Source organism: Afifella sp. IM 167 (genome assembly GCF_020144925.1).
Taxonomy (GTDB): Bacteria; Pseudomonadota; Alphaproteobacteria; order Rhizobiales; family Afifellaceae; genus Afifella.
This window is the reverse complement of sequence record NZ_NSLC01000001.1, coordinates 305,489-326,737: the sequence shown is the minus strand read 5'-3', so window position 1 is coordinate 326,737 and position 21,249 is coordinate 305,489. Positions and strand designations below refer to the sequence as shown.

Genomic DNA, 21,249 nt, shown 5'->3' with positions numbered 1-21,249 from the left:
CCCGATCGTGCGGTGGATGCGATCGCGTGGCGGATACAAGCGGTGGTTGCCAGAGATGCGCAAATTCCTGAAGGTCCTTCACTCCCTCGCCTCATGCGGGCTGATCGGCGGTCTTGCCTGCTACATGATCCTGCTCGTCTATGCGCCGCAGGAGAGCGCCGAGACCTACGCCGATCTGAGGCAGGCGATCGCGGCCATCAGCGACTACATTCTTCTGCCCTCGCTGGCGGTGGCACTGGTTTCCGGTCTTCTGTCGATGGCCGTCCACCGGCCCTATCAGGACAAGGGCTGGGCGCTGCTGAAGGCGGCCTTCGGCATCCTGATGTTCAAGGGTGTGCTCGTCGTCATCGGCGCGAATGCCGGCTACGCCGCCAGCATCTCGCGCAGGCTTGCCGATGGCGAGCCTGTGGCCGGGCTGCTCGCCAAGGCGATCGAGCATGAATGGGCGACGCTGTGGATCGTCATGGCGCTCTCGGTCTTCAATGTCGTGCTGGGGGTCTGGCGCCCGAAACTGTCGCGCCGCGCGCGGGCGGAGGCGCGGCGCGCGCCGCAACGCGACTCGGCGGAAGAGGCGGTCGCCGAGGAGGAAGAGAGCCGGGCAGCGGCCTAGGCGGCCCTGCGCTTGGGCGCCGGCACCGGATAGCCCTGCCGCTCCTCCATGGCGTAGCGCACCAGCGCGCCGAAGCGGTAGAGGCCGTGGACGAACTTGCCGTAGGGCATCGTCAGGAAGAAGCCGAAGACGAAGCCGAGATGGACCGCGAGCAGCGTGCCCATGAGCGGCGTGGCACGCAGGAAAAGCAGCAGGAGCCCGGTCGCGCCGATGGCGAAGAGCATCGCCAGGAAGGCGACATCCATGCCGAAACGGGAGGTGTCGGTCATCGTCTTGTCGCGCGTCTTCTTGGCGCGCATCAGGCCGAGCGGCCCGACCACCAGGCCGATGCCGCCGAGGGTGCCGAGGACGACCGGCAGGCTGTACCAGGAATAGGGCGCCTCCCAGCCGAAGGCATAGTGGAAGAAGGTCGCCGTGAGGGTGGAGGCGAAGCAGGCGAGGAAGCCGTAGAAGGTGGCGTGGTGGTAGTGGCGGCGCATATCCGTCGGCTGTTCGTCCTCGTTCATGCAGCCGACGCCGCCGCCGTCGAGATAGCGCAGCCGGCCGGCATCGCGGATCGCCTGCCAGACCGACAGGCCCTGCGGGCGAGTGCCGCCGGCGCCGATATCGGCCCAGAAGGCGCGAAAGCCCATGACCAACGCCACGACGGCATAGAGGAAGGCCGCGCCGAAAAGCCATGCCATCGCCGCATGCGGCATGATCCGGTAGAAGGCGCCTTCGCCGTGATGGGCCGAAAACAGCACGCCCGCATCCGTCCATGCCGCAAAGCCGAAGATGAAGGCGGCGACGGAGAACGCGGCGACGAGGGCGATGGCGAGCCCGTTGCGCTCGAAGAGCGGCGCCAGCGCCCGCGGCCAGGCATAGAGCCCGTAGGAGCCTGAGCGCACCTTCGACAGGGTCTTCGGCACGTTGACGGCGAATTCGTGCGGCGGGGCGTACTGGCAGTCGAAGTAGCAGGCGCCGCACTGGTGGCAGAGATTGGCGAGGTAGTTGAGGTCTCCCTGCGCGAAGGAGCGGCGCTTCTCCATCGCCGGAAAGACGGCGCACAGCCCCTCGCAATAGCGGCAGGCATTGCAGATCCGCATCAGGCGGTCGGCTTCGGCGAGATCCTCAGTTGCGTGCATGTTGTCCTGCTTCCCGGCCCGCGACGCGGCCGAATACGGCGCCGATGGTCATGCCGATGCCGGCGAGGTAGCCCTTGCCAAGCACGTTCCCGGCCATGATCTCGCCGGCGGCGAACATGTTGGGGGAGGGGGCGCTGCCCTCCATGATCATGCGGGCATTCCGGTCCACGCGCACGCCGAGATAGGTGAAGGTGATGCCGGGCCGCAGCGGATAGGCGTAGTAGGGCGGCTCGGAAATGGTCCGCGCCCAATGCGTCTTCTCCGGCGAGAGCCCTTCGGTGCGGCAATCGTCCAGCGCGGCCGGATCGAAACTGCCGGGCTTCACCGCGCCGTTGAAGGTCTCGATCGTGGCGCGAAGCCTTGCCGCGTCGAGCTGGAGCTTTGCCGCCAGCTCTTCCAAAGAGCCTGCCTCGATGGGCGGGAAGATCGACGGCATGAACCGGTCGATCGAGCGGCTGTCGATGATGGCGTAGGCGATCTGGTCGGGCTGGGCGGCGACGAGGCGGCCCCAGATGGCATAGCGCTTGGGCCAGAAATCCTCGCCCTCGTCATAGAAGCGCTCACCGTCGCGGTTGACGACGATGCCGAAGACGACGCAGTCGAGCCGGGTTGAGATGCCGCCGTCGAATTTCGGGGCGCGGGCGTCGATGGCGACGGCGTGGCACTGGCGCGGATCGCCGATCGATTTCACCCCGGCGTCGAGGAGAAGCCGCAGAACGGCGCCGCGGTTATAGGCGGTGCCGCGAATGAGGAAATTCTCCGCTTCCGGGCCCCAGGCCTCCTTCAGCCATTCGATATTGGCCTCAAAGCCGCCGGCCGCGCCGACGAAGGCCTTCGCCTTCACCCGGTAATCGCGCCCGCCATGGGCGACGGTGGCGGAACGGAAGACGCCGTCCTCGATCTCCAGTCCGGTCAGAGGGGCATCGTAGACCACCTTGACGCCCAGCCGGCCGGCGCGGCGATAAAGGGCGTTCAGCATGGCCCTGCCGCCGCCGAGGAAGAAGGCGTTGGTGCGGCCGAGGCTGAGCGTGCCGCCGATCGAGGGCTGGAAGCGCACGCCCTGCGCGTTCATGTAGTCCCAGAGCTCCTTGGAGCGGGCGATGGTGAAGCGGGCGAGCTCCTCGTCCGTTTCGCCGCCGGTGACGCGCAGAAGATCCTCCCACAGCTCCTCCTCCGGATAGGGCCCGGTGAGGACCTCGTTGGCCTCGTCATGGGCGCAGCGGAGGTTGCGGGTGTGGCGGGTGTTGCCACCCCGATAGAATTTCGGCGCGGCCTCGACGACGAGGACGCTGGCGCCGGACCATGCGGCTTCGATCGCGGCGCAAAGGGCCGCATTCCCGCCACCGGCGACAAGGACGTCCCAGGAACGCGAGAAGAGTTCTGAAGGCTCCGGCAAAGGCTCTGCGTCTCTGACGTTTCTACGATGTATGCGGATGTATACAGGAAAAAAGCCAAGTCAAGCCAGCGGCCTCGCGCGCGCTCGACGCGAGGCCGTGAGGTGGCCCGAATGCGGGTTCACCTCAGGCCAGGTTGTCGGTTGCGGTCTCCGCCAAGAGGTCCTCGCGCATCAGCTTGAGGCGGGCGCGCTGGGCATTGTGGATGTGCACGCGGGCGGCAGCCTCGGCTGTCTGCGGATCGCGCGCGGCGATCGCGTCGATGATGGCCGTGTGCTCGCGATGCGCCGTCTCATAGCGGCCTGCGACACGCAGGCTGGTGCCGCCGAGAAGGGTGAGGGAATCGCGCAGCCCGAGAAGCGAGCGTTCCAGATAGCGGTTGTGTGCGGCGCGGTAGAGAACGGAATGGAAGAGCCGGTTGAGATCGGCGAGCTTTGTGGGGGAGTCGCGGATCTCGACCTCGGAAGCGACCATCTCCTTCAACTCCTCGATCTCCGCCTCGGAGGCATGGCGCGCGGCAAAGCCGGCGGCCGTGCCTTCCAGCACCTCGCGCAGATCGTAGAGCTCCATCGTCTCCTGGTGATCGAGACGGGAGACCATCGCGCCCTGCCGCGGCACGAACGAGATCAGGCCCTCCGATTCCAGCCGGCGGATCGCCTCGCGGGCAGGGGTGCGGCTGACGCTGAAGCGATCGGCGATCTCGATCTCGCGAATGCGGGTGCCGGGCCCGAGGGTGCCGGACTGGATGGCGGATTTCAGCTTCTGATAGGCGTCTTCGCTGCGCGAAATCTTTCCGGTCACATTTGCCTCATGTTGAAAGGCAGATACCTGCCCAGGAAGGCGGCCGCCCGCCGCCATGGAAAATTGTCGGGAGTTCTCAATTCACCTCGGCGAGCTCGCGCGTGGCGGCGGCGCTCTCCAGGGCTGCGATGGCGCTTTCGCGCGCGGCCTGGATATGCCGGCGCATCGCGGCCTCGGCGCCTTCCGGATCACGATTCTTCAGCTGCTGGAGGATCTCCCGGTGGTCTTGCAGCGCGGCCTCGGCGCGGCCCGGCTGGGAGGAAGAGCGCAGGCGATGGATGCGCAGCTGATAATAGACCTCGCCAAGGAGCAGTCGCTTGATGTTGCGGCAGCCGGAGGCATTGGCGATGGCGAAGTGGAAGTCCTCGTCGGCGCTCTTCTGCCGGTAAATGCGGCCGCCGCCGCTCCGGATGGCGCTTCGGTGCTTTTCCAACAGCTCCTCGAGGCTCTTCAGCCAGCGATCGGAGCCGTTGGTGGCGGCGAGGCGCGCGGCCATGCCCTCCATCGCCTCGCGCAGGTAGAAGAGCTCCTTCAACTCCTCCTTGCCGAACTGGATGACGCGCACGCCGATATGCGGGACGCGCGAGACGAGCCGCCCCTCCAGGCGCTGCAGGGCCTCGCGCACGGGACCCCGGCTGACGTTGAGGCGGCGGGCGAGATCGGCCTCCGACAGCTTCTCGCCGGGCTCGAACTCGCCGGAAGTGATGGCCGCCACGACCCGGTCGAATGCCTCCGACGCGAGCGAGGTGGGTCTGATCTGTGTCACCATAGAGCTTTCGCCTCCCGTCGCCCTCATCCGCGCCGCCACCGCCGCCGGCTGGACGCTGCGGGCCCAAGTAAACTCCTGATATCATTCCGTCGCGTGCGATAGCAAAAGCTGATCGTCGCGCCCCGCGAAACGCATAGCGCCGGCAGATCCGTCAACTGTTGACAGTTCTGGATGTGTTTTTGCTGCCTTCCCCTCATCCCGTCCGTGCCTTTTCCGGCCGGTGTTACAGACACAGTTATGTAAAAGAATACAAAGCTCAAGAGATTGGCTCGGGAGCGAAACGCTCAAGCGGTGGCGAACGCGCCGGCAGGTCGCCCCGTGCGCAGAGGCGAGGCTCGCTTCGGCGCCGCCCGCGCTAGTGCGGCGGCACCGGCAAGTTGCATCCGGGACACACCGGATGCGTGGAAAGAGCCGTCTTCAGGTTGAGGAACGTCGTCGCAGCGGCCCCTGATTCGCCTTGCGGTCGCGCATGGGGCCGGGCCCGGGCCGATGCGGGCCTCGGTCTCGCCGCGGCGAGGGTTCGTACGGAGGCGGAGGCGGCCGGTGGCGGAAGGGGTGGCCGGAAGGGCGGCCTGGCGCCTATGGTTTCGGCACGGCCCTGATCGCATAGAGGCGGCAGCGATAGGCCGCGCAGCCGGTCTTCACCGCCGCGTCGTAGCCGGCTTCGAGCCCGATGCCGATCTCTTCCCCGATATCGAAACCCTCGCCGATCTCCTCGCGCAGCTTGCGCACGGCGATGGGGGTGAACGGGCCCTGCAGGGGCACCTGGCCCTTCGATTCATGCCGGCGCCATTGGAGCCCGTAGCGCGAGGTCATGTTGCGGGCGCTGACGAGAAGGGCGCCGCCGGGCCTGAGGACGCGGCGCATTTCGGCAAGGACGCCCTTGCGGTCGGGGACGTGCTCCAGCGTCTGCGACAGGACGACGGCGTCGAGCGAGGCGTCTTCATGGGGAAGACGGCCCTCGGCAAAGCGCACGAGACGCGTCTCGTCGTCCCAGAGGCCTTCGCGCCGCAGCCGCTCCTCGATGAAGCGGATGTTTCCGTCCGACAATTCGGCGATGTCGAGGAAGACGCCCGCCGGCAGGCGCTTCTTCAGGCAGACCGTCGAGGTGCCGCCCCAGGGCATGATTTCGGCGACGCGCGCGCCCGGCGAAAGCTTCGGCAGGAGGTCGAGCTCGCGCTCGCCCGCCTCGGCGTTGCGGCGCGAGACGAAGACGCCGGCGATGGGGGATTTCGCCCAGACCGTATAGCCGCGGAAATCGCCGATCTGCGCCCAGCTCCATTTCGACGGGTCCCATTCGGCGAAGGGATTGTCGGTGTTGGTGATGCGCTTTGCCGGGTAGGCGGGCGCGGGCTTTGCCGGATAGACCATCTCGGCGGGGCGCGAGAACGTCTCCATAGACATGACGGCCTCGACCGGCCGTCGGGGCGCCTTCAGCCGCGGCGCCGTTTCGGCGGCCCGCCCGATGGCGAGCGCACCGATGACGTCGAAGGTCTGGGGCAGCTGAAGCATCTCGCGCAGCGCTTCCGTATCGCCGATGCCGCCGTTCCAGATGGAGGCGAGGCCGCGCAGATGGGCGGAGAGGATCATGTGGTAGGTGGCGGCGGCGACCGACTGCATCACCGAGTAGTTGTTGTGCGTCCAGCCCTTCTGGAAGCATATGAAGATGAGGGCGCTGCATTGGGAAAAATGCGGGTTGCCGCCGGAGATGGCGCGCGCCTCTTCCAGCCTCTCACGGTCCGTGACGACGATGAAATGCCATTGCTGCTGGTTGCAGGAGGAGGGCGCCTCGGTGCCGTCCCTGACGATCGCCTTCAGCGTCTCGGGGTCGATGGAGGAGCCGTCGAACATGCGGCAGGAGGTGCGCGCGGCGAGCATCTGGAGGAGTTCGTCGGCGGATCCGCTGGGCTCTGATGGCGGTCGGGTCAATTCGGCTCCGTTCGTTTGACGCTCGCGCTTGCGGGGCCGGCGCGAAGGTCTGGCAGGGGATGGCGGCGAGGCGCGCTGATCGCGGCGCAAGGCGCGGAGCGCGGATGCGGGCCTTTCAGCCCTCCGCCGGCCGGCGCAGGAAGGCGTCGGCAGCTTCCTCACATGTCACGAAACGGCCGGCCTGCTCAAGGATCGCTCCGATCCGCCGCCCGGCCGGCGGCGAGGTTCGCCCGATGCGGGAGCGGCGCCCGCGCCGAAGGGGCGCGAGCGCTGAGAAGTCAAAGAGCGAAGAGCCGCCTCAGATATTGGCCAGGAGGCCGCCGTCGACCCGCACGACGCTGCCCGTCACATAGGAGGCGAGGCCACTTGCCAGGAAGGAGACGACGGAAGCGTATTCGGCGGGATCGCCGTAGCGGCCGACCGGAATGAGGGCGCAGCTGTCGCGGGAGACCTCGTCGACCGACCGCCCCTCGCGCTCCGCCTTCTTGGAATCGAGGAAGGCGGTTCGCGCCGTGCCGATGCGGCCCGGCACCACCACGTTGACGGTGATGCCGTCCCCGCCGACTTCGCGCGCGAGCGTCTTCGACCATGCCACGAGCGAGGCGCGGAGCGTGTTGGAGAGGCCGAGATTGGGGATCGGCGCGACCACGCCGGAGGAGGTGCTCGTGACGATGCGGCCGAAGCCGCGGGCGCGCATATCCGGCAGAACGGCATCCGTCGCCTGGATCACCGAAAGGACCATGGCGGAAAAGGACTTCGTCCAGAGAGCGGCGTCCTGGCCGGCGACGGGCGTCGGCGGAGGGCCGCCGGTATTGTTGAAGAGGATGTCGATGGGGCCCATCGCGGACTTGATCGACGCCATGACCTCGGCGGCCCGGTCCGACTCGCCCAGATCCCAGACGAAGGTCTCGGCCTCGCCGCCTGCCTCGCGTATCGCCGCCGCCGTCGCCGCAAGGGCGTCCTCGTTGATGTCGCACAGCGCCACCCGCGCGCCTTCGGCGGACAGGCGCGATGCGACGGCGCTTCCAAGCCCGCCCCCGGCACCGAGAACGACAGCGACGCGGTCCTTAATCTCAAGATCCAAGACAAATTCCTCCTTTGTGGAGCCGTGAAACAGTCACCGCGCGCATGTTGCGCGCCGGCGACCGAGACAAGGCGAATGGTTCAGGCAATCACCCAGGCGTCGGCAGGGATCTCGACGAAGACCGTGTCCCCGGTCGAGAATTGCTCGGCCTGCGTCGGCTGGGTGAGGTGCAGCGTCATGGTCCCGTCCGAACGGGGCCTGATGTCATATTCGAACCCGTTGCCGACGAAACGGCGCGCCAGGATCGTCGCCTCCAGGCCCTTGTCGATGCGCTCGGCACGCAGCCGCAGCAGGTCGGGCCTCAGATGGACGCCGGGCGTGCCGCCGCGCGCCTGCACCTCGGCCGGAACGGGGAAGGTGCCGAGCGGCGTCACCAGCCGGGGTTCGCCGCCCTCCGTCTCGTAGGTGGAGGGAATGGCGAGGGAATCGCCGAGGAAACCGGCGGTGAAGGCGCTTGCCGGCTTGAGGTAGAGCGATTCCGGCGCGCCCACTTCCTCGATGACGCCATCGCGGATGATGGCGATGCGGTCGGAGATGGCGAGCGCCTCGGTCTGATCGTGGGTGACGAGGATCGCCGTAATGCCAAGCTCGCGCTGGAGCTTGCGGACCTCACGGCGCATCTGGTCGCGCAGCGAGGCGTCGAGGTTGCTCAGCGGTTCGTCGAGCAGGAGCACGGTCGGCTTGCCGACGATGGCGCGCGCCAGCGCCACGCGCTGCTGCTGGCCGCCGCTCAGGCGGGTTGCCGCGCGATCCTTCAGATGGCCGAGTTCGACGATTTCGAGGGCGGCCTCGGCCAGCTTCTTCGGATCGGCAAGACGCCGCACGCGGGCGGGGAAGGCGACATTCTCCAGCACGCTCATATGCGGCCAGATCGCGTAGGACTGGAAGACCATGCCGATGTTGCGGCGTTCGGGCGGCACGAAGATGCCGCGTGCGCCATCGAGCACCGTCGTCTCGCCCAGCCGTATGCTTCCGCCCTCGGCGTTCTCCAGACCGGCAATGCATCGCAGGAGGGTGGTCTTGCCGCATCCGCTCGGGCCGAGGAGGGTGAAGAACTCGCCCTCGGCGATTTCGAGCGACACCTCCTTGAGAACGGGCGGGGCGTAGCCGTAGCGCTTGACGAGACTGGCGACCGTGATCATCCGGAATTCACCTCGTAAAGGGGAGGGCGTCCCTCGCCGACGAGCCGTATGTTCGTCGCGGCCGCTTCGGCGAGGCGCGCCAGGCAGTCGACGCTGGCACCGGCGATATGGGGGGTCGCCACCAGGTTGGGGACGTCGCGGAACGCGGCGAAGTCGAAGTTCTGCTCGTCCCAGAAGACGTCGATGCCGGCGCCGGCGATGGTGCCCCTGGTGAGCGCTGCAAGGAGCGCGTCGCGGTCGACGACTTCCCCGCGGGCGATGTTGACGAGGAAGGCCTCGGGCCGCATCTGCTCCAGGAAGGCGGCATCGACATAGCCGGTCGTGTGGGCGTTCAGCGGCAGGTGGATCGAGACGTAATCGGCGCGCGCCAGGAGCTCGGCCCGCCGATCGAGCGGGATGGTTTCGGCCAGGTGCGGTTCCGCCCCGTCCAGATTGGTCAGGTCGCGTTTGGTGGCGATGACGGTCATGCCGAAAGCGCGCGCCATGCGGGCGAGTTCGGCGCCCGTGCCGCCGATGCCCACCAGGCCGAGAACCTTGCCCGACAGAATCGTCGTTTCCGGCCGGCCGAGCCGGTTTGCCGCAAGCGCCCGGTCGCTTTCCACGAGCCGCTTGGCGAGCGCCATCATCAGGAAGAATGCGTGTTCGGCGACGGCGATATTGGAACCGGAGACGCTGGAGGGAATGGATGCGACCGGGACACCACGGCTGGCGGCATGCTCGACGCAGACGTTCACCACATGGTGCCCGTAGCGCTGGACGAGGCGCAGCTTCGGCGCCGCATCGATCACCTTGTCGGTGATCGGCACGTCGCGCGTCAGGAATACGTCGACATCGGCGACCTGCGCCTCCAGCGGCTTGCCGAAATCGGCTTCCGCGACGGTGTGCTCCGGCCCCAGTGCCTGGGCGAGCTGGCCGTGCGGATCCAGGCCGGGGGCAGTCTTCAGTATTTTCATCCTTCTTTCCTTCAGGCCTCGCTTCTGACGCCGAGGCGCTTGGTCACGATGTTCGCCGCGACGAGGAGGATGACGAGGAGGGCCATCACCATCACCGTGTAGGCGGCGAGCAGGTTGGAATTGCCGCCCTGCCACATGTCGAGGACGACCACCGAGAACACCTCGTTTCCGGGAGAGATCAGGAAGATCGAGGCGGAATATTCGCGGAACGCACGCAGCGAGGTGTAGACGATCGCCGACAGGATCGTCGGGCCCACCAGGGGCAGGACGATGAGGCGAAGCAGCTGGCCGGTGCCCGCGCCGGAGACGCGGCCGGCTTCCTCCAGCTCGACGTGGAGCTGCATGAGGCCGGAGGAGGTGATGCGCACCGCATAGGGCAGATGCAGGATCACGTAGGCGATGACGAGGATCCAGGGCGTCGCGTAGATGCCGACCGGGACGGCGAGGAAGAACCAGAGCAGGCTGACGCCGACGATGAGTCCGGGAACGGCCATGGGCGCCATGGCGGCCTGCTCGGTGATCGAGACCAGCCCGTAGCTGTCGGTCTGGCGCAGGCGCATCCACGCGATGGCGGTGCCCAGGAGCGAGGTGCCGATACCGGCTATCGTTCCGATCCAGAGGCTGTTCCAGACCGCGCGCATGGCCGGGCCGTAGGCGAGGGCCGCGCCGAAATTTTTCGTCGTGAAACGGTCGAGGGCCTCCCAGGAGGGTATCTGCGGGAAAGGCATCACCGCATTCCACAGCAGGATCATGATCGGCAGGCCGGCGATCATCAGGACCAGGAAGAGCAGGGCGCCGTCGACGGCGAGGCGCCAGCGCCCGAGCGGCATGATGCGGGGACGGAACGACTTGCCGCCGACCGTGGCGAAGCGGCCGGTGTCGCCGATCAGGCGGTAATAGACGGCAATGCAGACGATGGTGACGACGAGGAAGAGAAGGCTGTAGAGGCTCGCGAGCCCATACTGGGCCGGCATCCGCGTCGTCGCGAGGTAGATTTCCGTCGAATAGAGGAAGATCCGCGCCGGCATGCCGATGAGGATGGCGACCGACAGGGCGCCGAGCGAGTAGATGAAGAAGATCATCCATGCGCCGGCGAGAGCCGGGCGCAGGAGCGGCAGGGTGATGCGGAAGAGGACCCTGGCGCTGGAAGCGCCCGCGGTGCGCCCGGCCTCCTCCAGTTCGGGGTTCATCGCCCGGAAGACCGGCAGCAGCCAGAGGACGGCCAGCGGCAGTTCCTGCAGCGTGGCGATCCAGATCATCCCGGCAAAGGAGAAGACGTTGAAGAGCGGCTCGCTGCTGCCCGTCACTTCCTGCCAGATCAGGTTGATGAGACCGCCGCGGGGGCCGAGGAGCATGATCCAGGCGCTCACCAGCGTGACGGCCGGAATGATGATGGGGATGAGCGAGAAGACCTGCGCCCATTTGCGGAAGCGGGAATCGGTGCGTTCCACAACCCAGGCGATCGCCGTGCCCATGGCGACGACGATGGTCGCCGCCAGGGTCGCGAAGATCAGAGAATTGACGAGCGAGCCGACGATGTAGCTGTTGGACAGCGCCCGCTGAATGTTGAGCAGCGAGAATTCGAAATCGAGGCTTGGCCGGCCGCGCGAAAGGGCGCCGACGAAAAGCGCCGAGATCGGCGGCAGAACCAGGGCGGCGACGAGCGCGAGCACGGCCAACTGCCCGGCCGTGCGGCCGAAAAGCGGGTTGCGCATGGTGCCGGCGCCCCGGTCTTTCACCATATGGCGTTACGCCGCTTTCGCCGGCATGTCGCGCCAGCGGCGCACGCCGATCTTGTTTTCCAAGGTACCGATACCTTCGATCTCGCAGGTGATCGACTGCCCTTCCTTCAGCCACTTGCCACAGACGAGCGCGTTGCCGCTCGTGGAGCCCGTCGCGAGAATATCGCCCGGCTCCAGCGTCATGTAGCGCGAGACGAAGGAGACGATCCGCTCGATCGGCCACAGCAGGCCCGACGTCCGGTCGTGCTGGCGGACCTCGCCGTCGACCTTGGTGAGGATCTCAAGATCGTTGGGGGAGCGGCCGAGGTACTCCGACGGGGTGATGCAGGGTCCAAGCGGGGCCATGGTGTCGAGCGCCTTGCCGCGCGGGGAATCGTAGCGGCCGGTCCAGGACGGGATGTCGCGAACGCAGGCGTCATTGAGCACGGTGTAGCCGAAGATGTGCGCCGGCGCCTCTTTCTCGCTCACGTCGGAGCAGTAGGAGCCGATGACGATGGCGAGTTCGTTCTCGTAATCCCATTGTTCGGAATCCGGCGGGAACTCGATCGTGTCGCCGTGACCGATCAGGGAGGCGGGCGACTTCAGGAAGGAGATCTTCACGTCCTGCGGCCACTCGTCTTCAGGAAGGCCCCATTCGCGCAGGTAGCGGGCATAGGAATTGCCGCAGCAGACGATCTTGCGGGGAAGGGGATTGGCGGGGAAGAGCCGCGCCGTCGCGAGCGGCTCGGCGAGGCCGTAGCCCTCGAGCCGCTCGGCGTTCTCGCCGGCATAGGCCGCGAGCCCCTCGAAGCGCCGCATCGAGCCCTGATGGAGGCGGATGAAGTCGTTCAGGTGCTCGGGGACGCAGATGGAGGCGATGCGTCCGCCGTCCCGGTTCCGCTCCACCTCATCGAGATAGAGGGCATAGGTGGCGCGGAAGTCGAAGACCCGGTCGCCCTCGATGAAGGCCAGGCTGCGATTGGGCGGTCGACGGGCGGCAAGACGCATCTTGTTGTCTCCTTTAGGCTTCTTTTTTTACTGACGAAGGAACTTGCCTTCGGCCTCGCGGGCGAGGTCGGCGAAGCGATCGGGATCGATCGGCCGGAAGAAAGTCACCGGCGGCAGGTTGGCGGTGTCGATGCTGAAGTTTGCATCCTTGACGCCGAAGATGCGGCCGCCTTCGGCCTGGTCGAGCGCCTCAAGCGTTTCCGGCTCGGTGATGAACTCCATCAGCAGCGCCGCGGCGTAGGTGTTCGGCGCGCCCTTGACGAGCGACACGGTGATGCCGAGCGCCAGCAGGGGATCCTGCATGACGAAGTCGATCGGGGCACCCTGCGCCTTGAGGCGCGTCGGCCGGTGGCCGCCGATGTTCCAGACCACGTCGACATTGCCCGAGCTGAGGGCGTCGGCGAGCGAGGCCATGCTGGGGTAGATGCGGTTCTGCTGCGCGGCCAGCTGGTCGACGAGCTTTGCCGCCTTCTCCTCGCCGAGCGCGGCATCAAGGCCGTCGATCAGCGCTTCGATCTGGCGTGTCGTTCCCAGGCGACCCTTCCACTTCGGGTCCGTGAGATCGGCGAGCGAGTGGGGTGCCTCGTCGGCGGAGACGCGGTCGGTCCGCCAGGCGATGGTGGAGGGAAGCGCCTCGTAGGCGATCGCCGTCCAGTCTTCTTCGGCGCTGCCGAAGCGGTAGTTGTCGGCGAAGCTGTCCCAGGTCGTCGGGACATAGCCGACGATGACATCCTTCAGCTGGTCGAGCCACGGCACGTTGGAGATGATGAGGTCGCCGCCCGGGCGGCCGGCATTCACTTCAAGGTTCACCCGCTCCACCAGCTCCGGCTCGCGCAGGCGGACGAAATCGACCTTGATGTCGGGGTAGCGCTTGTTGAAGGCGCTGATGAAGACGTTGGCGCGGTCGATGCCGAGGGCGCCGTAGACGACGACGCTTCCTTCGCGCTTTGCCTCGCGTTCGAGAACGGCAAGCCGCTCTTCAGGACTGAGACCGTTGAGATAGGGAACGACCTCGGGACTGCCTGAGGGGGGTGCTGACTCCTGCGCCATCGCGAGGCTCAGGGAGCCACCGAGGAAGACGCTGGCAGCAAGGGCTGCGGTGAGTACTCTGCGGCGCGCTATGCGGAAGGACATGTCATTCGCCTCGTGGTGAGTGGGTCACGGTTTGAGAGTGTCGACCTGCCTTCGCTCCCGCCGCAAACGGATTCTCCTTGCTCCGAGGCTCAGGAATTTTCATCCTAGGCCATGGGCGCGAAATTGCCGACCACATCAATGCTTGAGGCCTTCAACGCCGTCATGGCCGAGGGCGGGTTTCTTCGAGCCTCGAAGCGGCTGAACCTCTCGCCATCGGCGGTCAGCTACACGATCAAGTCCCTCGAGGGCGTGCTCGGCGTGGAGCTTTTCGAAAGGCGGCCGGACGGCATCGTTCCGACCCGCTTTGCCGCCGATCTCGTCGGCGATACCCGGCTCATCATCGAAAACCTGCAGCAGCTGGCCGAGAAGGCATCCAACCTCTCCGGCCGGGAACGGACGTTGCGCATCCTGACATCGCAGGCCTTCGCCAGCCTCTGGCTGCTGCCGCGGATGGGGGCGCTGATCGACGCCTTTCCGGGCTGGCACTTCGAGGTGATCAGCTGGATCGGCGGATATGACAGCCAGACCGATCGTGGCCTCTCCGGGATCGATGTGGAGATCCGGTGGACCGACCTCGGCCCGCCGCCCCGGGCGGTGGAGACGTATGAACTGGCGCGCGACTTCGCCCTGCCGGTATGCTCGCCCGGCTATCTCGATTTTCTCGGCGGCGAACTGACGGCCGAATCGGCGGCGCGGGCGACGGTGTTCCACGCCCTCAACTGGCCCGGATGCTGGCCGCGATGGGTGGCGCATGCCTTCGGCGGCGAGATCGGCTTCAACGCCGAGATCTACCTGCAGACGACGAGCCTGTCGGTGCAGGCCGCGCAGGGCGGCGTCGGCATCGCCATGGCCCATGGGCCGCTCATCCAGCGCGAATTGCAGGACGGATCGCTGGTGCTGGCGAACACACAGGCGCTGCCGCTGGGCGAGGCCTATATCGCCGTACGCTACCGCGCGGCCGCGGCCGCGATATTCGGCGACCTCGTCGTCTGGCTCCGGCGAAACGTCGCCGCGTTTTCGGAAATGGACTGACCTGCGACCGCCTCGCCAGGCTGGCGATCGGCGGAAATGGCGGGGCATGCGGGATAGCGATGAGAACTACGTCCACGCTATAGCCTTCCCAAACCCCTCGTAAGCACGGAGCCCAAATATCTGACAAGATGAGTAAAATCTCTCTTGGCGTGATCTGGCTCTACCATGTCGCTTGGCCGCCAATGGACCAGAGCAGGCCAGTCAGCCAAGCCCTCAATATTGCGTCATTTACCTTGGAAGAAGCTGTCGATCTCCCTGACGAACAGCTCCGGTTTGTCGAGATCGACGACATGGGTCGTTCCACCATGCACAAGAACGACATTGGTTGCGGGGGCGTTGGCAGATGCAACAACCTTGTCGGGTACTTGGGCGTTGGCAGGCCCCTCGGCATAGGCGGGGCCTGCAACCGACAGCGCCAGCAGGGTGGCAGCCAGAGTTCTCATCATGGACATTCCATGACCTTCCGGATTTGCTGGAGCGCAACGAGTTTCGTTCCCACCGCTTCCCGGAAACCGGCGCGCGGTCAGACCGCCGCGACCCCGCCATCGACGAAGAGCTCATGGCCCGCGACGAAGCTGCTTTCGCTCGACGCCAGGAACAAGACGGCATTCGCGACCTCTTCGACGTGCCCCAGGCGTCCGAGCGGAACTCTCTTGATCACCTCTTCCTCCGCCCCCCGCCCTGAGTCGAAGTGGTCCCGCATCAGCCGGGTCTCGGTGGCGCCGGGAGAAACGACATTCACGCGAATGCCGCGTTCCTTCAGGTCGAGGGTCCAGCTCCGTGCGAAGGAGCGCACCGCCGCCTTGCTGGCGTTGTAGAGTGACTGTCCGGCGTAGGCCTTCGCTCCAGCGACCGAGCCGTTGAGAACGATCACGCCCCCTTGCGTCATCAGCGGCAATGCCTTCTGCACCGTGAAGATCAGACCCTTCACGTTGAGGCCGAACGTCGAGTCGAAATGTGCTTCCTCGATCGCTTCAAGCGGGATGGGTTGGTGCATGCCAGCGTTGGCGAAGACGACATCGACCCTGCCGTGGTCACGCTCGACGCGCTCGTAGAGCGACGTCAGGTCGGCGAGGTTCGTGACATCTCCCTGCACGCCGATCGCGCCGTGACCGATCTGGCTGACCGCCTGATCGAGCAACTCCCGCCGCCGTGCGGTGATGTATACCCGGGCGCCTTCTTCCGCGAAGCGCTGCGCGGACGCCAAGCCGATGCCGTCGCTGCCACCGGTGATCACCACGACCTTGTCTTCGAACCGTTTCGCCATCATATCATCCATTCATATAAGTGGACTGAGTCTCCACTTACTATATGGAGAGTGTCTCCACTTAACAAGCCGGGGGAGAAAAAATGAGCGAATCTGGTCTACGCGCCGATGCGGAACGGAACCGCCAACGCATTCTCGTCGCGGCGGAGGCGCTGTTTCTGGAACGGGGCGCCAGTGTCTCGCTGGATGAGGTGGCCAAACGAGCCAAGGTCGGGGCCGGCACGCTTTACCGCCGCTTCCCGACGCGAGAGGCGCTTTTGGCGGCCACCAGCAACGAACGCTTCACGTCGGTCGCGGAGGCGAGCCGCGCGCGCGATGCGGATCATGGGCCCGAGGAGGCGCTCCGTCATTTTCTCGAGGAGCTCGCGCTGAACACGAGCGTCTACCGGAGCCTCGCCGCGTCGCTCGGGACCGTCATCCAACACGGGACGCCCGGCTGTAACGCGATCACCGAGGAAGGGCACCGACTGCTTCGGCGCGCGAAGGAGGCCGGGATCGTGCGTGAAGACGCCAGCTTCGACGACATCATCTGCGTTGTCAGCGCAATATCCATCGCGGTCGAGAAGGAGACCGCACCAGCGCCGCGCGTTGCCCATCTGGTGGACCTGCTCTTCAATGGAATGCGCGCACATTGACAGATCCGGTGACCTGTGAGGTCCGATTCTGCAGGATACGCATACAAGCGGGGTGTTTCAGAGGGGTGCCGCAGACGAGTTTCCGCCAGCGTTTTCACCCCCGTTATCCGATTTTTTGCAGGATGCCGCCGATGGTCTGCTCGATGCGCGCCCTTGCGCTGTAGAGGAGCCTGGCGAAATGGACCGGCTGTTCTTTCTCGTTGGCAGTGGCGGAGGGGCAGGGATTCGAACCCTGGGTACGCTCGCGCGCACAACGGTTTTCGAGACCGCCCCGTTCGACCGCTCCGGCACCCCTCCGTCCGCGCTTTGAGCAAGGCGGGGCGTATCTACGCATGACGGAAGCCGCTGGCAAGAGGCTTGGGAGGCGAAATTGCTGCGTGCAAGCCCCGCCCAGGACGCGCGCAATACTCGCGCTCTGCGGCGCGCGCGATGGCTGAAGGGCACCGCTTGCGGGCGTGTTGCGTGCTGCGGTCCGGGGCTGGCGCCGGCGGCCTGCCCGTCCCATATTCGCAAAAGCTCTTCCTGGCGGAAACCCGCCGCCGCGGATGCGCGGGTGGCGGAAACGCATCGCCTCAGGGCAGGGGAGCCGCGCGGCGCTCGCCCTTGACTTCGCGCGCGTCATGAGGCATCTGCCCCGCAATCGGCGTGGGCCCTGCCCGCGCCTTTCTCCGTTCGGTCCGCAAAGGGCCCACGGGCAAACCGGTCAGACTGAACAAAAAGCCGATCCGGCGGGCAACCGTCAGGGCGGGACCGAACACGAGGTTGAAATGTTCGCAGTCATCAAAACCGGCGGCAAGCAGTATCGCGTCGCCGCCGAAAGCGTACTTCAGGTCGAAAGGCTCGCCGGCGAGGCGGGCGACACCGTCACCTTCGAGGACGTCCTCATGGTGGGCGGGGAAGGCGAGCCCACGATCGGCGCGCCGCTCGTCGCAGGCGCTTGCGTCGCCGCCGAGATCCTGGAGCAGAAGCGCGGCAAGAAGATCATCATCTTCAAGAAGCGCCGCCGGCAGAATTCGCGCCGCAAGAACGGCCACCGCCAGGAATACACGCTGCTGCGCGTCACCGAGATCCTGACCGACGGCAAGAAGCCGTCCGCCAAGAAGAAGGCGGCGCCCGCGAAGGACGAGGCCCCGAAGGCCGCCGCCGAGGACGAGGCGCCGAAGAAGACGGCTGCCAAGGCGTCCGAGACGTCTCCGAAGGCCGCCGAGGCGAAGGCCGATGCCGGTGCGTTCACCGCGCCCGAGGGACCGGCGGACGACCTGAAGAAGCTGAGCGGCGTCGGGCCGGCCATGGAAAAGAAGCTGAACGCGATCGGCGTCACCCGCTACGACCAGATCGCCGGCTTTTCGAAGGATGACCTTCAGCGCCTCGACGAGGAGCTGAAGCTGAAGGGCAAGGCCGAGAGCGAGGACTGGGTCTCGCAGGCCAAGGCCCTCGCTGACGAGACGAAGGAGAAATAAGATGGCGCACAAAAAAGCAGGCGGTTCGTCCCGCAACGGTCGCGATACCGCCGGCCGGCGCCTCGGCGTGAAGAAGTTCGGCGGCGAGAAGGTGCTCGCCGGCAACATCATCGTGCGCCAGCGCGGCACGCAGTGGCACCCTGGCCAGAATGTCGGCCTCGGCAAGGATCACACGATCTTCGCGCTGACCGAGGGAAAGGTCGAGTTCCACAAGGGGCTCAAGGGCCGCACCTACATTTCGGTCCTGCCGCCGCAGGAGGCCGCCGAATAGCCGCCTCCGGCGGCATCCCGCCTATCCGAGCGAATGATTTCAGAAGGGGAAGCGGGCGACCGCTTCCCCTTTTCGATTCCGGGCCCGAGAGCATGTCCGCCATACCTGCCATCAAGACCGAAAGGCTGATCCTGGCGCCGACCGTGGCGCAGGACGAGGCGGCGCTCTTTGCGGCCAAGAACGATTTCGAGATCGTGCGCATGCTCGCGAACGTTCCCTGGCCGCTCGTCGCCAGCCAAAGAGAGCCGGAGGCAACGCCGGGGCTTCTTCATTTCTCCGTGCTCCTGGAAGGCGCGCCGATCGGACAGATCACGCTGAAGCGCGCGGGCTCGGGCGAGCCGGCGCGCAAGATGGCGCGGCTCGGCTATTTCCTCGGCCGTCGCTACTGGGGCAAGGGCTATGCGAGCGAGGCGCTCGGCGCGCTGGTCGAGGCGGTGTTCACGCGACCGGGGCTTTCCGGCGACAGCGGGCCGGCGGAGCGGATCGGGGCCGGCGTCTTCACCGACAATCCCGCCTCGCGGCGGGTTCTGGAAAAGCTCGGCTTTTCGCGCGCCGGCGGCTACCGGCTCCCCTGCGTGTCCCGGCACGCGGAGGTGGAGGTCGACGACATGCAGATCACGCGCCATGCCTTCCTTCGGCGGGCCGGCGCCAATAGCAAAGGCCTTGAAGGACAAACGGCATGAAATTCCTCGACGAGGCCAAGGTCTATCTGAAATGCGGCGACGGCGGCGCTGGCGCCGTCTCGTTCCGGCGCGAGAAGTTCATCGAATTCGGCGGGCCTGACGGCGGCGACGGCGGGCGCGGCGGCGATGTCTGGATCGAGGCCGTGGACGGGCTCAATACGCTCATCGACTACCGCTATCAGCAGCACTTCAAGGCGGAAAAGGGCGGTCACGGCATGGGGCGCAACCGCACCGGCGCCGGGGGCAAGGACGTGACGCTGAAGGTGCCGGTCGGCACGCAGGTCTTCGCCGAGGACAACGAGACGCTGATTGCCGATCTCGATACGCTTGGGGCGCGGGTGAAGCTCCTCACCGGCGGCAATGGCGGCTTCGGCAACACCCATTTCAAGAGCTCGGTGAACCAGGCGCCGCGGCGTGCCAATCCCGGCCTCGTCGGCGACGAGATGTGGGTTTGGCTGCGTCTGAAGCTGATCGCCGATATCGGGCTCGTCGGGCTTCCCAACGCCGGCAAGTCGACGTTCCTGGCGCGCGTGTCGGCGGCAAAGCCGAAGATCGCCGACTATCCCTTCACCACGCTCCATCCCAATCTCGGCATGGTGCGCCACAAGGGGCGCGACTTCGTGCTCGCCGACATTCCCGGCCTCATCGAGGGCGCCCATGAGGGCGCGGGCATCGGCGACCGCTTCCTCGGCCATATCGAACGCTGCGGCGCCTTCGTCCATCTCGTCGATGCGACGGGGGATCCGGCCGAGGCCTATCGCACCGTGCGCCAGGAACTGACCGCCTACGGACACGGCCTTGGCGAAAAGCCGGAGATCCTGGTTCTTTCCAAGACCGACCTCACCGACGAGACGATGCTCGCCGAAGCCAAGCGCTCGCTCGCCGGCGCGGCGGGCCGGCTGCCCTTTGCGCTCTCCGCGGCGACGGGGTCGGGGCTTGAGGCGGTGCTCGATCAATGCCTCCAGCTGCTTCCCTCGCGGGCCGGACAGGTCGCGGAAGAGGGCGAGGAGGGGGACGGGGCGGAGACCGCCGAGGAGGCGGGCTGGAGCCCGCTGGAATGAGGCGATGAAGAAGCTCTCCTCCTATCGGCGCATCGTCGTGAAGGTCGGCTCGGCCCTCCTCGTGGAACGGGGCGGGGACGTGCGCGGCGCGTTCCTCGATTCGCTTGTCGCCGATCTCGCGGACCTGCGGCAGGGCGGTGCGGAATGCCTCGTCGTCTCCTCCGGCGCGATCGCGCTCGGCCGCGCCCGGCTCGGACTTGCTTCGGGCAAGCTGAAGCTGGAAGAGGCGCAGGCGGCCGCCGCCATCGGGCAGATCGGCCTCTCCCGCGCCTGGTCGGAAAAGCTGCAGGCGCACGGCATCCATGCCGCACAGGTGCTCTTGACGCTCGGCGATACGGAGGAGCGGCGGCGCTACCTCAACGCCCGCGCCACGCTGACGACGCTTCTCACCATGCAGGCGGTGCCGGTGATCAACGAGAACGACACGGTGGCCACCAACGAGATCCGCTACGGCGACAACGACCGGCTGGCGGCACGCGTGGCGGCGATGGTCGGCGCCGACCTTCTCGTCCTCCTGTCCGACGTCGACGGCCTCTATTCGGCGCCGCCGGCACAGGATCCTTCCGCCCGTCTCATCGAGGACGTGCCGGCCATCACGCCGGAGATCGAGGCGATGGCGGGCGAAGCGGGTTCGGAGCTCTCGCGGGGCGGCATGCGCACCAAGGTGGAGGCGGCGAAGATCGCGGTGGCGGCCGGCGCCGCGATGGTGATCGCCTCTGGCCACCATCTCCACCCGCTGAAGCGGATCTCCGAGGGCGCGCCCTCGACGCTCTTCCGGCCGCAGGGAACGCCCGCCTCGGCCCGCAAGGCGTGGATCGCGGGACATCTGGAGCCGAAGGGAACGCTCTTCCTCGATGCCGGGGCGGTCAGGGCGCTGCGCGCCGGCCGTTCGCTGCTGCCCGCCGGCGTCACCCGCCATAGCGGGCAGTTTCACCGCGGCGACACGGTGATGCTCCTCGATCCGGAGGGGACCGAGATCGGCCGCGGCCTCGTCGGCTACGATTGCGAGGAGGCAGCGAGAATCATCGGCCACAAGACCAACGAGATCGCCGAGATTCTGGGCTATGTGCGCCGCAGTGCGCTCGTCCACCGGGACGACATGCTCTTGCGCGAGACCGCCGTGGGGGAGGCGTGAAGATGGCGGCCTTGTCGCTTTCGCCCGCGCCGGGCT

General features: G+C 66.8%; 21 protein-coding genes and 1 tRNA gene. 8 read left to right on the top strand and 14 right to left on the bottom strand.

Features of this window, described 5'->3' with window-relative positions; translation table 11 throughout:
• Positions 1-55 precede the first annotated feature (55 nt).
• A complete protein-coding gene (locus tag CLD20_RS01625; protein ID WP_224404845.1) occupies positions 56-610 on the top strand; it encodes a hypothetical protein in 555 nt (184 codons plus the stop codon).
• On the opposite strand, the gene tcuB is transcribed toward CLD20_RS01625, so the two are convergent.
• The 11 genes from tcuB to CLD20_RS01570 all read right to left on the bottom strand — a co-directional run bounded on the left by tcuB (position 607) and on the right by CLD20_RS01570 (position 13,585).
• The gene (tcuB, locus tag CLD20_RS01620) at positions 607-1,734 is read right to left on the bottom strand and encodes a tricarballylate utilization 4Fe-4S protein TcuB (RefSeq protein WP_224404844.1); all 1,128 of its coding nucleotides are present in this window, start codon (positions 1,732-1,734) and stop codon (positions 607-609) included. The genes CLD20_RS01625 and tcuB overlap by 4 nt on opposite strands.
• Positions 1,721-3,130, bottom strand: a complete 1,410-nt coding sequence (tcuA, locus tag CLD20_RS01615; protein ID WP_224404843.1) for an FAD-dependent tricarballylate dehydrogenase TcuA — start codon at positions 3,128-3,130, stop codon at positions 1,721-1,723. Before tcuA ends, tcuB begins: the two co-directional genes overlap by 14 nt.
• A gap of 124 nt (positions 3,131-3,254) precedes the next feature.
• Positions 3,255-3,929: a GntR family transcriptional regulator gene (locus tag CLD20_RS01610; RefSeq protein WP_224404842.1), complete on the bottom strand. Its 675-nt coding sequence runs from the start codon at positions 3,927-3,929 to the stop codon at positions 3,255-3,257.
• Positions 3,930-4,005: 76 nt separating this feature from the next.
• Positions 4,006-4,698 carry a GntR family transcriptional regulator gene (locus tag CLD20_RS01605; protein ID WP_224404841.1) on the bottom strand — a complete coding sequence of 231 codons (693 nt, stop codon included), beginning with the start codon at positions 4,696-4,698 and terminating at the stop codon, positions 4,006-4,008.
• Positions 4,699-5,277: 579 nt separating this feature from the next.
• The gene (locus tag CLD20_RS01600) at positions 5,278-6,627 is read right to left on the bottom strand and encodes a nitroreductase family protein (RefSeq protein ID WP_224404840.1); all 1,350 of its coding nucleotides are present in this window, start codon (positions 6,625-6,627) and stop codon (positions 5,278-5,280) included.
• Between the two features lie 298 nt (positions 6,628-6,925).
• Complete coding sequence (locus CLD20_RS01595) at positions 6,926-7,711, bottom strand: SDR family oxidoreductase (protein ID WP_224404839.1); 786 nt, start codon at positions 7,709-7,711, stop codon at positions 6,926-6,928.
• Positions 7,712-7,791: 80 nt separating this feature from the next.
• Positions 7,792-8,853 (bottom strand): ABC transporter ATP-binding protein, encoded by a 1,062-nt coding sequence (locus CLD20_RS01590; RefSeq protein WP_224404838.1) that lies wholly within the window; start codon positions 8,851-8,853, stop codon positions 7,792-7,794.
• Positions 8,850-9,806 carry a D-isomer specific 2-hydroxyacid dehydrogenase family protein gene (locus CLD20_RS01585; RefSeq protein WP_224404837.1) on the bottom strand — a complete coding sequence of 319 codons (957 nt, stop codon included), beginning with the start codon at positions 9,804-9,806 and terminating at the stop codon, positions 8,850-8,852. Before CLD20_RS01585 ends, CLD20_RS01590 begins: the two co-directional genes overlap by 4 nt.
• A gap of 11 nt (positions 9,807-9,817) precedes the next feature.
• A complete protein-coding gene (locus CLD20_RS01580; RefSeq protein ID WP_224404836.1) occupies positions 9,818-11,548 on the bottom strand; it encodes an iron ABC transporter permease in 1,731 nt (576 codons plus the stop codon).
• Between the two features lie 6 nt (positions 11,549-11,554).
• Positions 11,555-12,535, bottom strand: coding sequence for a fumarylacetoacetate hydrolase family protein (locus CLD20_RS01575; RefSeq protein WP_224404835.1), 981 nt, complete (start codon positions 12,533-12,535; stop codon positions 11,555-11,557).
• Between the two features lie 27 nt (positions 12,536-12,562).
• Positions 12,563-13,585: an ABC transporter substrate-binding protein gene (locus tag CLD20_RS01570; RefSeq protein WP_224404834.1), complete on the bottom strand. Its 1,023-nt coding sequence runs from the start codon at positions 13,583-13,585 to the stop codon at positions 12,563-12,565.
• A 222-nt stretch (positions 13,586-13,807) separates the two neighbouring features.
• Between CLD20_RS01570 and CLD20_RS01565 the strand changes: the two genes are divergently transcribed.
• Entirely contained in the window at positions 13,808-14,701 is an 894-nt protein-coding gene (locus CLD20_RS01565) for a LysR family transcriptional regulator (RefSeq protein WP_224404833.1), read from the top strand.
• A 224-nt stretch (positions 14,702-14,925) separates the two neighbouring features.
• Here CLD20_RS01565 and CLD20_RS01560 read toward each other — a convergent pair whose 3' ends face one another.
• A complete protein-coding gene (locus tag CLD20_RS01560; protein WP_224404832.1) occupies positions 14,926-15,153 on the bottom strand; it encodes a hypothetical protein in 228 nt (75 codons plus the stop codon).
• A gap of 71 nt (positions 15,154-15,224) precedes the next feature.
• Positions 15,225-15,968, bottom strand: coding sequence for an SDR family NAD(P)-dependent oxidoreductase (locus tag CLD20_RS01555; RefSeq protein WP_224404831.1), 744 nt, complete (start codon positions 15,966-15,968; stop codon positions 15,225-15,227).
• A gap of 83 nt (positions 15,969-16,051) precedes the next feature.
• Between CLD20_RS01555 and CLD20_RS01550 the strand changes: the two genes are divergently transcribed.
• Positions 16,052-16,603, top strand: coding sequence for a TetR/AcrR family transcriptional regulator (locus tag CLD20_RS01550; protein ID WP_224404830.1), 552 nt, complete (start codon positions 16,052-16,054; stop codon positions 16,601-16,603).
• 207 nt (positions 16,604-16,810) lie between these two features.
• Here the strand turns inward: CLD20_RS01550 and CLD20_RS01545 are convergent.
• Positions 16,811-16,900, bottom strand: a tRNA-Ser gene (locus tag CLD20_RS01545).
• A 470-nt stretch (positions 16,901-17,370) separates the two neighbouring features.
• Here CLD20_RS01545 and CLD20_RS01540 point away from each other — a divergent pair.
• The 5 genes from CLD20_RS01540 (at position 17,371) to proB (ending at position 21,213) form a co-directional block, all read left to right on the top strand.
• Positions 17,371-18,063: a 50S ribosomal protein L21 gene (locus CLD20_RS01540; protein WP_224404829.1), complete on the top strand. Its 693-nt coding sequence runs from the start codon at positions 17,371-17,373 to the stop codon at positions 18,061-18,063.
• Position 18,064: 1 nt separating this feature from the next.
• Positions 18,065-18,334, top strand: coding sequence for a 50S ribosomal protein L27 (rpmA, locus tag CLD20_RS01535; protein WP_224404828.1), 270 nt, complete (start codon positions 18,065-18,067; stop codon positions 18,332-18,334).
• 92 nt (positions 18,335-18,426) lie between these two features.
• Complete coding sequence (locus tag CLD20_RS01530) at positions 18,427-19,017, top strand: GNAT family N-acetyltransferase (RefSeq protein ID WP_224404827.1); 591 nt, start codon at positions 18,427-18,429, stop codon at positions 19,015-19,017.
• Complete coding sequence (obgE, locus tag CLD20_RS01525; RefSeq protein WP_224404826.1) at positions 19,014-20,078, top strand: GTPase ObgE; 1,065 nt, start codon at positions 19,014-19,016, stop codon at positions 20,076-20,078. The genes CLD20_RS01530 and obgE overlap by 4 nt, the downstream gene beginning before the upstream one ends.
• Positions 20,079-20,082: 4 nt before the next feature.
• On the top strand, positions 20,083-21,213 hold the full coding sequence (gene proB / locus CLD20_RS01520; RefSeq protein WP_224404825.1) for a glutamate 5-kinase: 1,131 nt from the start codon (positions 20,083-20,085) through the stop codon (positions 21,211-21,213).
• The last annotated feature ends 36 nt before the right edge of the window (positions 21,214-21,249 follow it).